Source organism: Pseudomonas sp. LB3P14, from assembly GCF_054898045.1.
On sequence record NZ_CM142714.1, the window covers coordinates 5,678,533 to 5,692,431 of the forward strand.

Annotated in this window: 13 protein-coding genes; 10 read left to right on the forward strand and 3 right to left on the reverse strand. The window is 59.3% G+C overall.

All coding sequences use genetic code 11. The annotated features are described in order from the left end of the window. The first annotated feature begins 22 nt into the window (after positions 1-22). The 4 genes from ssuD to ACYZT5_RS25955 are packed head-to-tail and all read left to right on the forward strand — an operon-like array spanning position 23 to position 3,014. Positions 23-1,171, forward strand: a complete 1,149-nt coding sequence (gene ssuD / locus ACYZT5_RS25940; protein ID WP_154856029.1) for an FMNH2-dependent alkanesulfonate monooxygenase — start codon at positions 23-25, stop codon at positions 1,169-1,171. 8 nt (positions 1,172-1,179) lie between these two features. After that, the gene (ssuC, locus tag ACYZT5_RS25945) at positions 1,180-1,962 is read left to right on the forward strand and encodes an aliphatic sulfonate ABC transporter permease SsuC (protein ID WP_462047982.1); all 783 of its coding nucleotides are present in this window, start codon (positions 1,180-1,182) and stop codon (positions 1,960-1,962) included. Beyond that, on the forward strand, positions 1,959-2,765 hold the full coding sequence (gene ssuB / locus ACYZT5_RS25950) for an aliphatic sulfonates ABC transporter ATP-binding protein (RefSeq protein ID WP_462047983.1): 807 nt from the start codon (positions 1,959-1,961) through the stop codon (positions 2,763-2,765). The genes ssuC and ssuB overlap by 4 nt, the downstream gene beginning before the upstream one ends. A gap of 33 nt (positions 2,766-2,798) precedes the next feature. Then, a complete protein-coding gene (locus ACYZT5_RS25955; protein WP_003229256.1) occupies positions 2,799-3,014 on the forward strand; it encodes a TOBE domain-containing protein in 216 nt (71 codons plus the stop codon). Positions 3,015-3,125: 111 nt separating this feature from the next. Here ACYZT5_RS25955 and ACYZT5_RS25960 read toward each other — a convergent pair whose 3' ends face one another. The 3 genes from ACYZT5_RS25960 to ACYZT5_RS25970 form a co-directional block, all read right to left on the reverse strand. Further along, on the reverse strand, positions 3,126-3,890 hold the full coding sequence (locus tag ACYZT5_RS25960; protein WP_462047985.1) for a hypothetical protein: 765 nt from the start codon (positions 3,888-3,890) through the stop codon (positions 3,126-3,128). Between the two features lie 15 nt (positions 3,891-3,905). Beyond that, positions 3,906-4,538 carry a TetR/AcrR family transcriptional regulator gene (locus tag ACYZT5_RS25965; RefSeq protein WP_462047986.1) on the reverse strand — a complete coding sequence of 211 codons (633 nt, stop codon included), beginning with the start codon at positions 4,536-4,538 and terminating at the stop codon, positions 3,906-3,908. 224 nt (positions 4,539-4,762) lie between these two features. Beyond that, the gene (locus ACYZT5_RS25970) at positions 4,763-6,139 is read right to left on the reverse strand and encodes a glutamine synthetase family protein (protein WP_458508777.1); all 1,377 of its coding nucleotides are present in this window, start codon (positions 6,137-6,139) and stop codon (positions 4,763-4,765) included. Positions 6,140-6,417: 278 nt separating this feature from the next. Between ACYZT5_RS25970 and ACYZT5_RS25975 the strand changes: the two genes are divergently transcribed. The 6 genes from ACYZT5_RS25975 to ACYZT5_RS26000 all read left to right on the forward strand — a co-directional run bounded on the left by ACYZT5_RS25975 (position 6,418) and on the right by ACYZT5_RS26000 (position 13,874). Beyond that, positions 6,418-7,209 carry a gamma-glutamyl-gamma-aminobutyrate hydrolase family protein gene (locus ACYZT5_RS25975; protein WP_462047987.1) on the forward strand — a complete coding sequence of 264 codons (792 nt, stop codon included), beginning with the start codon at positions 6,418-6,420 and terminating at the stop codon, positions 7,207-7,209. 37 nt (positions 7,210-7,246) lie between these two features. Next, positions 7,247-8,605 (forward strand): glutamine synthetase family protein, encoded by a 1,359-nt coding sequence (locus tag ACYZT5_RS25980; protein WP_462047988.1) that lies wholly within the window; start codon positions 7,247-7,249, stop codon positions 8,603-8,605. A 58-nt stretch (positions 8,606-8,663) separates the two neighbouring features. Continuing rightward, positions 8,664-10,028, forward strand: a complete 1,365-nt coding sequence (locus tag ACYZT5_RS25985) for an aspartate aminotransferase family protein (protein WP_462047990.1) — start codon at positions 8,664-8,666, stop codon at positions 10,026-10,028. Positions 10,029-10,223: 195 nt separating this feature from the next. Next, positions 10,224-11,321, forward strand: coding sequence for a polyamine ABC transporter substrate-binding protein (locus ACYZT5_RS25990; RefSeq protein WP_462052311.1), 1,098 nt, complete (start codon positions 10,224-10,226; stop codon positions 11,319-11,321). Positions 11,322-11,563: 242 nt separating this feature from the next. After that, positions 11,564-12,661, forward strand: coding sequence for a polyamine ABC transporter substrate-binding protein (locus tag ACYZT5_RS25995; protein WP_462047991.1), 1,098 nt, complete (start codon positions 11,564-11,566; stop codon positions 12,659-12,661). A 70-nt stretch (positions 12,662-12,731) separates the two neighbouring features. After that, positions 12,732-13,874, forward strand: a complete 1,143-nt coding sequence (locus tag ACYZT5_RS26000; RefSeq protein WP_008150457.1) for an ABC transporter ATP-binding protein — start codon at positions 12,732-12,734, stop codon at positions 13,872-13,874. Positions 13,875-13,899 lie beyond the last annotated feature (25 nt).

Here is a 13,899-nt window from a genome sequence, read left to right on the forward strand (position 1 = left end):
CGATTCCTAAGGAGACCACTCCATGAGCCTCAATATCTTCTGGTTCCTGCCTACCCACGGCGACGGCCATTACCTTGGCACCGCCGAAGGCGCTCGCGCCGTCGACCACGGTTATCTGCAACAAGTCGCGCAAGCGGCGGATCGTCTGGGCTTCGGCGGGGTGCTGATTCCTACCGGTCGCTCGTGCGAAGACTCGTGGCTGGTAGCGGCGTCGCTGATCCCGGTGACCCAGCGTTTGAAATTCCTCGTCGCCCTGCGCCCCGGGATCATTTCCCCGACGGTCGCAGCGCGTCAGGCCGCGACGCTGGATCGCCTGTCCGGCGGTCGTGCGTTGTTCAACCTGGTAACCGGCGGTGATCCGGAAGAATTGGCCGGCGACGGTTTGTTCCTGACTCACGAAGAACGTTATCAAGCCTCGGTGGAGTTCACCCGTATCTGGCGCCGCGTGCTGGAAGGCGAAACCGTCGATTACGACGGTCAGCACATCAGCGTGAAGGGGGCGAAGTTGCTCTATCCGCCGATCCAGCAACCGCGTCCACCGCTGTACTTCGGTGGATCTTCGGAAGCGGCGCAAGACCTGGCTGCTGAACAAGTGGAAATGGTGCTGACCTGGGGCGAACCGCCCGCAGCCGTTGCCGAGAAGATCGAACAAGTGCGTGCCAAAGCCGCGAAGCTCGGCCGCACCGTGCGCTTCGGCATTCGTTTGCACGTGATCGTTCGCGAAACCAATGCTGAAGCCTGGCAAGCGGCGGATCGACTGATCTCTCACCTCGACGATGAAACCATCGCTCGTGCCCAGGCCTCTCTGGCGCGCTTCGACTCGGTCGGTCAGCAACGCATGGCCGCATTGCACGGCGGCAGCCGCGACAATCTGGAAGTCAGCCCCAACCTGTGGGCCGGTGTCGGCCTGGTGCGCGGCGGTGCTGGCACGGCGCTGGTGGGCGACGGTCCAACCGTGGCCGCCCGCGTGAAGGAATACGCGGACCTGGGCATCGACACGTTTATCTTCTCCGGTTATCCACACCTGGAAGAGTCTTACCGCGTTGCCGAGTTGCTGTTCCCGCACCTGGACATCGAACGTCCAGAGTTGCCAAAAAGCGCCGGTTACGTCAGCCCGTTTGGTGAGATGGTCGCCAACGACATCCTCCCCAAAGCCGCGTCGCAGAGCTGAGGCGCGCCATGAAGAAACTTATCCACAGTCTTGCGCCCTGGGCGTTACCTGTTTTGCTGCTGGCGGTGTGGCAGTTGTCGGTGTCGGCGGGCTGGTTGTCGACACGGATTCTGCCGGCACCGATTGCGGTCATCGAAGCCGGCGTCAGTCTGGTGCGCAGCGGTGAAATCTGGACTCACCTGGCGATCAGCGGCTGGCGCGCAGCGCTGGGCTTCGCCATCGGCGGCAGCATCGGTCTGACGCTGGGTTTCATCACCGGCCTGTCGAAATGGGGCGAGCGCCTGCTCGACAGTTCGGTGCAGATGATCCGTAACGTGCCACACCTGGCGCTGATTCCGTTGGTGATTCTGTGGTTCGGCATTGATGAGTCGGCGAAGATTTTCCTGGTGGCGTTGGGCACGTTGTTCCCGATCTACCTCAACACCTATCACGGCATCCGCAACGTCGATCCGGCGCTGGTGGAAATGTCCCGCAGTTATGGCTTGTCCGGTTTCAGCCTGTTCCGTCAGGTGATCCTGCCGGGCGCGCTGCCTTCGATTCTGGTCGGTGTGCGCTTCGCCCTCGGTTTCATGTGGTTGACCCTGATCGTGGCGGAAACCATTTCTGCGAGCTCCGGCATTGGCTACCTGGCGATGAATGCCCGGGAGTTCTTGCAGACCGACGTGGTGGTGCTGGCGATTCTCTTGTACGCCGTGCTCGGCAAACTCGCCGACCTCGCGGCCCGTGGGCTTGAACGCGTGTGGTTGCGCTGGCACCCGGCCTATCAGGTTACCAAGGGAGGTGCAGCATGACGGCTCAACAACCTCCACGCCTGCTGCGCGGGATTCCGCTGGCAGTGCGCAAGCTGCAAAAAACCTTCGGCTCGCGGCAGGTGCTGCGTGAGATCGATCTGCACATTCCGGCCGGTCAGTTTGTGGCCGTGGTCGGGCGTAGCGGTTGCGGCAAAAGTACCTTGCTGCGCTTGCTCGCCGGCCTCGACAAACCCACGGGCGGTGAACTGCTGGCCGGTTCCGCGCCGCTGAGTGATGCACGAGAAGACACCCGCCTGATGTTCCAGGAAGCGCGTTTGCTGCCATGGAAAAAGGTCATCGACAACGTCGGCCTCGGGCTCAAGGGCAACTGGCGGCCACAAGCGCTGGAAGCCTTGGAATCGGTCGGTCTGGCAGACCGCGCCAATGAATGGCCGGCCGCCTTGTCCGGCGGGCAAAAGCAGCGTGTGGCCCTGGCCCGCGCGCTGATCCATCAACCGCGTTTGCTGTTGCTGGACGAACCGCTGGGCGCGCTGGATGCGCTGACCCGAATTGAAATGCAGCAGTTGATCGAGCGGCTCTGGCAGAAGCACGGTTTCACCGTGTTGCTGGTCACCCACGACGTCAGTGAAGCGGTGGCGATTGCCGATCGGGTGATCCTGATCGAAGAGGGCGAAGTCGGCCTCGACCTGCACGTCGAGTTGCCGCGCCCTCGGGTTCGCGGCTCCCATCGGCTGGCGGCGCTGGAAACCGAGGTCCTCAATCGCGTGCTGGCGTTACCCGGCGAACCGCCGGCGCCGGAACCTGTTTCACCATTGCCCACGCAATTGCGTTGGGCTCAATAACTCAAGCCTTATCCAACGACAGGAATCAACATCATGACTATCAAAGCCATCAACGTTCGTAACCAGTTCAAAGGCTCCATCAAGGAAATCGTACTCGGTGACGTGCTGTCGGAAATCGACGTACAGACCGCGTCCGGCATCGTCACCTCGGTGATCACCACTCGCTCGGTGAAAGAGCTCGAGCTGGTGGTCGGCAGCGAAGTGATCGCGTTTGTGAAATCCACGGAGGTGTCGATCGCCAAGTTGTAAGCGCGTGTGCAAACAACAACCCCGAAGGGTTTTAGCCCTGATCGTTCCCACGCTCTGCGTGGGAATGCCTCTACGGACGCTCTGCGTTCGGCTCTATAGTCAGGCGTGTGTTCAGGGCTCGGGCGCGCAGCGCCAACCGGCGGCAGGTGCATAGGTGCCGAGTGAAGACAGCAGGCGTGGGTCGCTGAACAGCTCGCGTGAAAGCGGATCGATGTCAGCCGGCAATAGTGGCTGTCCGTTCTGCATGGGAAGTGTGGAGTAGTCGATCTGCCACGGCGTTTGCCCGCCGTGGTGACGACCGAAGGACAGTTCGCAGGCGAGCCGCGCCTGTGCGGTGGCCGAGTCGATGTGTTCACGCAAATGACCGCCGGGTGTCAGCGCGACGGCGCGGCTGACGGCGAACAGAAAGTAGTCGCCGGCCAGCACCAGGCCGGCAAATCGCGCCGGATCATCGACCGCTTGCAACCACTGACCACGACAGGTGCCGCGAGAGTCCGGCAGCCGCTCCCAGATCTCGTAGTAGCTATCGTCCAGGGCGGTTTCGATCAGGCGCTCACTGGTTTCAAAGTGCATGCGCCCGATGTCTTCCTCGGCGCTGACCGGCTGATAGTCGAGTTTGCGATGCCACTGGCAAATGTCACCGTTGACCTGGGTCACGCCGGCGAAGCCTTTTTGCTCGCTCAGGGTCAGCAGGTCAGCGTGATTCAGTTGTTCCAGCGGTAAGGCCGGAAGCGCTGCAGGCGGGATGCGCAGGTCGGCAAACAAACGCGGGGTTTGCAGCCAGTACACGGCCGTTTCGCTGTCGACGCGCCCCGACTGGAATTTGATCAGGCGTCGTTGCCACACGCCTAGGTAGTTGTCTGGAACGTTCGCCATGAACACCTCGTTGCGTTACGCGCCACGCTTGGGCAGATAGGGCGGCAAGTACAGGCCCAAATAGGCATCGAATACCCGCATGCCTTCTTCGGCCATGCGCGGGGTGATCTGTCCGTGTTGTTGCACCGAGCGCGCATAGACGCGGTCGCCGAGCTCCATGGCCAACGCAAACACATCGACGTCCATCGGCAGCCTCGGCAGTTCGAAGTGATGGTCGAAGAGTTTGTGCATCAGGTCGCCGAGTTCGATGTCGTGCTGACGGTCGGCCTGGGTGACCTCAGTCAACCCGTGCTGGGCAAGAATGAGCTGGCGGGCGGCGGCGTCCTCGCTGTAGATCGCGAGCATGCGTTGCTCCACCAGTCGCGACAGATCGCGCCAGCCGTTCAGGGCGTCGTGGTCGATGGGTGCTTGCAGGCAGGCACGGAACGCCGCGTGGACGTCGGCCGTCAGGGCTTCGAGCAGCGCCGGGACGCTGGCAAAGAAGTGGTAGACGGAGGAGGGCGGGATCTCCGCGCGTTCGGCGACGCTGTAGATCGACAGGCTGGCCACGCCCTCGGCAGCCAGCAGCGTGCGGGCGGCATCGAGTATCGAATCGATCCGGGCCTGGCTGCGTGCGCGGGGTTTGCGTGGGGTGGCGAGTCGGGTCATTGGTGTCTCCTGCGGGGCAGCGGGCATTGTACGAGTCGAGTTGTGTGTTGTCTTCTCGGCCGCCTTCGCGGGCAAGCCTCGCTCCTACGGGATCGCGACGATCACGGGATTTTGGGTTCGACACGAACCCGTAGGAGCGAGGCTTGCCCGCGAACCGCCGCAGGCGGCCATAAAAAAACGCCGCAGGCTTTTTCAGCCTGCGGCGTTGTTTTTACTGCAACCGCTTACACGGTATGCAGGTACCAGTTGTATTCGAGGTCAGAGATGGAGTGTTCGAACTCCTCCAGCTCGCTCTCTTTACACGCGACGAAGATATCGATGTATTTCGGATCGATGTACTTGGCCATGACTTCGCTGTCGTCCAGCTCGCGCAATGCATCGCGCAGGTTGTTCGGCAGGCTTTGCTCGTTCTGCTCGTAGGAGTTGCCTTCCACGGGTGCGCCTGGCTCGATCTTGTTGGTCAGACCGTGGTGCACGCCTGCCAGGACCGAAGCCATCAGCAGGTACGGGTTGGCATCGGCGCCGGCAACGCGGTGTTCCAGACGGACCGCGTCGGCGGAACCAGTCGGCACACGCACCGCAACAGTACGGTTGTCCAGACCCCAGCACGGTGCATTCGGCACATAGAACTGTGCGCCGAAACGACGGTAGGAGTTGACGTTCGGGCAGAGAAAAGCCATCTGCGCCGGTAGGGTCTCGAGCACACCGCCGATCGCGTGACGCAGTGCGGCGTTCTGCTCGGGATCCTCACTGGCAAAAATGTTTTTGCCATCTTTATCAAGAATCGAGATGTGGACGTGCAGACCGTTACCCGCCTGGCCCGGGTAAGGCTTGGCCATGAAGGTCGTGTCCATCTCATGGTCGTAGGCGATGTTTTTGATCAGACGCTTGAGCAGAACTGCATAGTCGCAGGCCTTGATCGGGTCGGCCACGTGGTGCAAGTTCACTTCGAACTGCGCCGGGGCACTTTCCTTGACGATCGCGTCGGCAGGGATGCCTTGCTCTTTCGCACCTTCCAGAATGTCCTGGAGGCAGTCGACGTATTCGTCGAGGTCGTCGATCAGGTAAACCTGTGTCGAATGCGGGCGCTTGCCGGAGATCGGTGAGCGAGGCGGTTGTGGGCGACCGTTCACGTTCTCCTGGTCAATCAGGTAGAACTCCAGTTCGAACGCAGCGCAGATGGTCAGGCCCATCTCGTCGAACTTGGTAACAACTTGACGCAAGACTTCACGGGGATCCGCGAAGAAAGGTTCACCTTCGAGTTCGTGCATGGTCATTAACAGTTGCGCGGTAGGGCGCTTCTGCCAAGGCTCGTTGCACAGGGTGTCAGGGATTGGATAGCAGATTCGGTCAGCATCGCCGATGTCCAGGCCCAGGCCGGTGCTTTCGACCGTCGAGCCATTGATATCCAGAGCAAATAGAGAGGCCGGCAGGTTGATGCCTTTCTCGTAAACCTTGTGGAGGCTGGTGCGTTCAATGCGCTTGCCGCGCACCACACCATTCATATCCGCAATCAGAAGGTCAACGTACAGAACCTCAGGATGTTCCTTAAGGAACGCGTTCGCTTCGTTAAGCTGAACGGCACGCGGGGGTACCGACATGATGCAACACCTTTGTTGTTAAAAATATCAATCATTGATCTCTTCGGGTTTCAGTCAACCCGAACGGCATGCCGAAGTCAAGCGAGGCCTTTTTTGCCCTAAAAAAGCGCCCATGGGGCATTTTTGAGGCACTTTGGGGCGTTTTTATGCCTTTGAGCGCTTTAGCGCCTGCGGGCTTGAGCGGGCCGTGTTGTATTTTTTACGGGGGTGTTGTGTAAAAAAATGAACAAGGCTAAGCTCGATTCAAACCCATAACACCAATAATACCGGGGTGCTTCATGTCTCGCCTGCCGTTAATCGGCGTGACCGCCTGCTCTAAGCAGATCGGTCTGCATGCTTATCACATCAGTGGCGACAAGTACGTCCGCGCCGTGGCCTCAGCGGCCAAGGGCCTGCCGGTGATTCTTCCGTCCCTGGCTGATTTGCTGGCACCGTCCGATATTCTGGACGGTCTGGATGGCATTCTCTTTACGGGCTCTCCTTCCAATATAGAACCGTTTCACTATAGCGGCCCAGCCAGCGCGTCGGGCACCGCTCATGATTCTGCACGCGATGCCACCACGCTCCCGTTGATCCGCGCCGCTGTCGAGGCCGGTATTCCCGTGCTCGGTATTTGCCGCGGTTTCCAGGAAATGAACGTGGCGTTTGGCGGCAGCCTGCATCAAAAAGTCCACGAAGCCGGTCCATTCATCGATCACCGTGAAGACGATAGCCTACCGCTTGAAGGACAGTATGCGCCAAGTCACCCGGTGCACATTCAACCGGGTGGTGTACTCGCAGGTCTGGGCCTGGCGAGCGAGATACCCGTCAATTCGATTCATGGTCAGGGCGTTGAACGCCTGGCGCCGGGCCTTCGCGTAGAAGCTCTGGCTCCCGACGGGTTGATTGAGGCGTTCTCTGTTGGTGGAGAGCCAATTAACGGCGGCAGGGCTTTTGCTTTGGGGGTGCAATGGCATCCCGAATGGCAGGTAAGCTCAAACCCGGATTACCTTGCGATCTTCCAGGCATTTGGCGATGCCTGCCGCAAGCGCGCATTACAACGCGACGCCGATGCGTCAAACAACGCCTGACTTATAAGAGTCAGGAAACCAAGCCTAAGAGGCATTTATGAGTAACAACCTCGACCAGCTCACCGATTGGTTGAAAGACCACAAGATCACAGAAGTCGAATGCATGATCGCCGACTTGACCGGGATCACCCGGGGCAAGATATCGCCGACCAACAAGTTCATTGCCGAAAAAGGCATGCGCCTGCCCGAGAGCGTTCTGTTGCAGACCGTGACCGGCGACTATGTCGAAGACGACATCTATTACGAACTGCTCGACCCGGCCGACATCGACATGATCTGCCGTCCCGACCAGAACGCGGTGTTCCTGGTGCCCTGGGCTATCGAGCCTACCGCTCAGGTGATCCACGACACCTACGACAAGCAAGGCAACCCGATCGAGCTGTCGCCGCGCAACGTGCTGAAAAAGGTTCTGAAACTCTATTCCGACAGGGGCTGGCAGCCGATCGTGGCGCCAGAAATGGAGTTCTACCTGACCAAGCGCTGCGAGGACCCGGACTTCCCGCTGCAACCGCCGGTTGGCCGCTCAGGTCGCCCGGAAACCGGTCGCCAGTCCTTCTCGATTGAAGCGGCGAACGAATTCGATCCGTTGTTCGAAGACGTCTACGACTGGTGCGAATTGCAGGAGCTGGACCTCGACACGCTGATCCACGAGGACGGCACGGCGCAGATGGAAATCAACTTCCGTCACGGCGATGCCTTGTCCCTGGCCGACCAGATCCTGGTGTTCAAGCGCACCATGCGCGAAGCCGCGCTCAAGCACAACGTGGCGGCGACGTTCATGGCCAAGCCCATGACCGGCGAGCCGGGCAGTGCGATGCACTTGCACCAGAGCATCATCGACATCGAAACCGGCAAGAACGTGTTCTCCAATGAAGACGGGACCATGAGCCAGCTGTTCCTGAACCACATCGGTGGTTTGCAGAAACTGATCCCCGAGCTGTTGCCGTTGTTCGCGCCTAACGTCAACTCGTTCCGCCGCTTCCTGCCGGACACCTCGGCACCGGTGAACGTGGAGTGGGGCGAGGAGAACCGCACCGTGGGCCTGCGGGTTCCGGATGCCGGGCCGCAAAACCGTCGGGTGGAAAACCGCCTGCCGGGCGCCGATGCCAACCCGTACCTGGCGATTGCCGCGAGCCTGCTCTGCGGTTACATCGGCATGGTCGAAGGCTTGAACCCGAGTGCGCCGGTGGTGGGGCGTGGTTATGAACGCCGCAACCTGCGCCTGCCACTGACCATCGAAGACGCGCTGGAACGCATGGAACACAGCGTGACTATCGAGAAGTACCTGGGCAAGAAATTCATCACTGGCTACGTCGCGGTCAAGCGGGCCGAGCATGAAAACTTCAAGCGCGTGATCAGTTCGTGGGAGCGGGAATTCCTGCTCTTCGCCGTCTGATGCGCCGGGCGCGGCCGGAAATCGCCGCGCCTTTCACTGCAACCTTAGGAGAATTCGCATGACCAGCAACAACCCGCAAACCCGTGAATGGCAAACCCTGAGCAACGATCACCACCTGGCCCCGTTCAGCGACTTCAAGCAGCTGAAAGAGAAAGGCCCGCGGATCATCACCAGTGCCAAGGGCGTTTACCTCTGGGACAGCGAAGGCAACAAGATCCTCGACGGCATGGCCGGCCTGTGGTGCGTGGCGATCGGCTACGGTCGCGATGAACTGGCCGATGCCGCCAGCAAACAAATGCGCGAACTGCCTTACTACAACCTGTTCTTCCAGACGGCTCACCCGCCGGTGCTGGAATTGGCCAAGGCCATCGCCGACATCGCGCCGCAAGGTATGAACCACGTGTTCTTCACCGGTTCCGGCTCCGAAGGCAACGACACCATGCTGCGTATGGTTCGTCACTACTGGGCGATCAAGGGCCAGCCGAAGAAGAAAGTCATCATCAGCCGCAAGAACGGTTATCACGGTTCCACCGTGGCCGGCGCGAGCCTGGGTGGCATGACGTACATGCACGAACAAGGCGACTTGCCGATCCCGGGCATCGTCCACATCGCGCAGCCGTACTGGTTCGCTGAAGGCGGCAAGATGACACCGGAAGAGTTCGGTATCTGGGCGGCCAATCAGCTGGAAGAGAAGATTCTGGAAGTCGGCGTGGACAACGTCGGTGCCTTTATTGCCGAGCCGATCCAGGGTGCCGGCGGCGTGATCATTCCGCCAGACACCTACTGGCCGCGCATCAAGGAAATCCTCGCCAAGTACGACATCCTGTTCGTGGCCGATGAAGTGATCTGTGGTTTCGGCCGTACCGGTGAGTGGTTCGGTAGCGATTTCTACGACCTCAAACCCGACATGATGACCATCGCCAAAGGCCTGACGTCCGGCTACATCCCTATGGGTGGCCTGATCGTGCGTGACGAAGTGGTGGCGGTGCTCAACGAAGGTGGCGATTTCAACCACGGCTTCACCTATTCCGGGCACCCGGTGGCCGCCGCGGTGGCACTGGAAAACATCCGCATCCTGCGCGAAGAAAAAATTATCGAGCGCGTTCATGCAGAAACGGCACCCTATTTGCAGAGTCGCCTACGAGAACTGAACGATCATCCCCTGGTGGGTGAAGTGCGTGGGGTAGGGCTGCTGGGGGCGATCGAACTGGTGCAGGACAAGGCCACTCGCAAGCGTTACGAAGGCAAGGGCGTCGGCATGATCTGCCGCACGTTCTGCTTCGAAAACGGCCTGATCATGCGCGCCGTCGGCGACACCATGATCATCGCTCCGCCACTGGTGATTACACCGGCAGAAATCGATGAGTTGGTGACCAAGGCACGCAAGTGTCTGGACCTGACCCTGAGTGCATTGCAGGGCTAAGTGCTAGGCTCTGAGCGGGGTGTGAAGTTTGCATTTCGCTCAGCGCAAACAAAGGATGGGTCTTTCCTTGAAAGCCTGCCTTGGATCTTGCCAGACTACCGGTTGTTTGTTGCCCAGGAATAGGCCGCTGGCTCTTGGTTAACAAGAACGTGGTTAAAAAGAAAAATTGGAGCATTACCCATGAAGGCATTAGGTATGAAGATAGCTGGCAAGACCCTCCTCGCCATGTCCCTGATGGGCGTGATGGCGGGCGCAGTTCAGGCAGACGACAAGGTTCTTCACGTGTACAACTGGTCCGATTACATCGCACCGGATACCGTCAAGAAGTTCGAAGCCGAGTCGGGGATCAAGGTTGTTTACGACGTATTCGACAGTAACGAAACCCTGGAAGCCAAGTTGCTGGCAGGCAAGTCCGGCTACGACATCGTCGTACCGTCGAACAACTTCCTGGCCAAGCAAATCAAGGCCGGTGTTTACCAGAAGCTGGACAAGTCCAAGCTGCCTAACTGGAAGAACCTGAACACTGACCTGCTTAAAGCAGTTTCGGTGAGCGACCCGGGCAACGAACACGCGTTCCCTTACATGTGGGGTTCGATCGGTATCGGCTTCAATGCCGAGAAGGTCAAGGCTGCACTGGGCGCCGATGCACCCACCAATTCCTGGGACCTGATTTTCAAACCTGAAAACGCCGCGAAGTTGAAGTCGTGCGGTATCAGCGTCCTTGATTCGCCAACCGAGATGATTCCGGTGGCGTTGCACTACCTGGGCTATCCAACCGACAGCCAGGACAAAAAACAACTGGCCGAAGCCGAAGCGCTGTTCCTGAAGGTCCGTCCTTCGATTGGCTACTTCCACTCGTCCAAGTACATCTCCGACCTGGCCAACGGCAACATCTGCGTGGCCATCGGTTACTCGGGTGACGTTTACCAAGCCAAGACCCGCGCCGCTGAAGCCGGTGACAAGGTCAAAGTCAGCTACAACATTCCGAAAGAAGGTGCCGGCAGCTTCTACGACATGGTCGCCATCCCTAAAGATGCCGAAAACGTCGAGGGCGCCTACAAGTTCATGACCTTCCTGCAGAAGCCGGAAATCATGGCTGAAATCACCAACGCCGTACGCTTTCCGAACGGTAACGCGGCAGCCACCGCATTAGTCGATAAAGAAATCACCGCCGACCCAGGCATCTACCCGCCAGCGGACGTGCTGGCCAAGCTGTACGCGATTGCCGACTTGCCGGCCGCGACCCAGCGGATCCTGACGCGTAGTTGGACCAAGATCAAATCGGGTAAATAAGTAAAACCCTGTAGCAGCTACCGCAGGCTGCGTCCAACTGCGAAGCAGTTGTGCTGTTGAAAACGCGGGAAGGTCCTTCGGACCTTAACGCAGCCTTCGGCAGCTGCTACAGGTATCTGCATAAAAGTTTTGCTGGAACGGTTTTTCGAGGGTAAGTTGCGCGCCGGTTTTGTTGCCAGGCAGCCATGGCTGTCATGTAACGCGGGGCAACTTGGGCCCAACTAATTTTAGAGGACCTCCACGTGCCTATTTTTTCTTTGTTGCGCAATGCACTGCTGGTCGGCGCGGGGCTGACGCTTGCCGTTAGTGTCCAGGCCGCCGGCACTGTGCATATTTATAACTGGTCGGACTACATCGGTTCGACCACCCTGGCGGACTTCCAGAAAGAGACCGGCATCAAGCCGGTGTATGACGTCTTCGATTCCAACGAAACCCTGGAAGGCAAGTTGCTGGCCGGGCGTACCGGTTACGACGTGGTCGTGCCGTCTAATCACTTCCTTGGCAAACAGATCAAGGCGGGTGCTTTCCAGAAGCTCGACAAGTCCAAGTTGACCCACTATTCCAACCTCGACCCGGTGCTGCTCAAGCGCCTGGAGCAAAACGATCCGGGTAACCTGTACGCCGTGCCGTATTTGTGGGGCACCAACGGCATCGGTTACAACGTCGATAAGGTCAAGGCTGTGTTGGGCCTCGACAAGATCGATTCCTGGGATGTGGTGTTCGAGCCGGAGAACATCAAGAAACTGCATGCCTGTGGCGTGGCGTTTCTCGATTCCGCCGATGAAATGATGCCCACGGTCCTCAACTACATGGGCCTCAACGCCAACAGCACCAACCCCGAAGACTACAAAAAGGCCGAAGCCAAGTTGCTGGCGGTGCGGCCTTACGTGACCTATTTCCACTCGTCCAAATACATCGCGGACCTCGCCAACGGCGATATCTGCGTGGCGATCGGTTTTTCCGGCGACATGTTCCAGGCCAAGGCCCGCGCGGCTGAGGCCGGCAAAGGCATGAACATCGCCTACTCGATTCCGAAAGAGGGCGGTGCGCTTTGGTTCGACATGCTGGCGATCCCCAAGGATGCGGCCAACGTCAAGGAAGCCCACGCCTTCATCAACTATTTGCTGAAACCTGAGGTGATCGCCCAGGTCAGCGATTACGTGGGTTACGCCAATCCTAACCCCGGGTCGGACACATTGATGGAGCAGTCCATTCGCACCGACGAATCGGTGTATCCACCGCAAGCAGTCCTCGACAAGACTTACGTGTCTATCGAGTTACCACCAAACATTCAACGTTTGATGACCCGCAGCTGGACCAAGGTCAAGTCGGGTAAATAGCTGCAAGGCTCAAACTATCCAAGGTTCGCTCGCCTCGGGCGAACTGCAAATTTTGTTGGGAGTTTCGTAAATGGCAGTTGCCTCCGGCGCCTATAAGAAAGCCCTCGAGGGCGACCAGTCACCTAAACAGGTGCTGGTCAAAATCGACCGGGTCACGAAGAAGTTCGACGAGACGATTGCCGTGGACGATGTGTCCCTGGAAATCAAGAAAGGCGAGATTTTCGCCCTGCTCGGCGGTTCGGGATCGGGCAAATCCACGTTGCTGCGCATGCTCGCAGGCTTCGAACGGCCCACGGAGGGGCGCATTTTCCTCGATGGCGTCGACATCACAGACATGCCGCCATACGAGCGGCCGATCAACATGATGTTCCAGTCCTACGCCTTGTTCCCGCACATGACCGTGGCGCAGAACATCGCCTTCGGCCTCAAGCAGGACAAAATCCCCGCAGCTGAAGTCGATGCTCGCGTAGCCGACATGCTCAAGCTGGTTCAGATGACGCAGTACGCCAAGCGCAAGCCGCATCAGTTGTCCGGTGGTCAGCGTCAACGTGTGGCCCTGGCGCGTTCGTTGGCCAAGCGACCGAAGCTGTTGCTGCTCGACGAACCGATGGGTGCTCTGGACAAGAAGCTGCGTTCGCAAATGCAGCTTGAGCTTGTCGAGATCATCGAGCGGGTCGGCGTAACCTGCGTCATGGTGACCCACGACCAGGAAGAGGCCATGACCATGGCCGAGCGCATAGCGATCATGCACCTGGGCTGGATCGCCCAGATCGGCAGCCCGATCGACATCTACGAAACCCCGACCAGCCGTCTGGTCTGCGAGTTCATCGGCAACGTCAACATCTTCGACGGTGAAGTGATCGACGACGCCGAAGGCCACGCGACCATCACCTGCAAGGACCTGGACCGCCAGATTTACGTGGGCCACGGGATCAGCACGTCGGTGCAGGACAAATCCGTGACCTACGCGATCCGTCCGGAAAAACTGCTGGTGACGCCGACCATGCCGACCTGCGAATACAACTGGTCCAGCGGTAAGGTGCACGACATCGCCTACCTTGGTGGCCACTCGGTGTTCTACGTCGAACTGCCGAGCGGCAAGATCGTCCAGTCTTTCGTCGCCAACGCCGAGCGCCGCGGTCAGCGCCCAACCTGGGGTGACCAGGTTTACGTGTACTGGGAAGACGACAGCGGCGTGGTACTTCGCTCATGAACATGCGCAAATTCAAACGCCGACT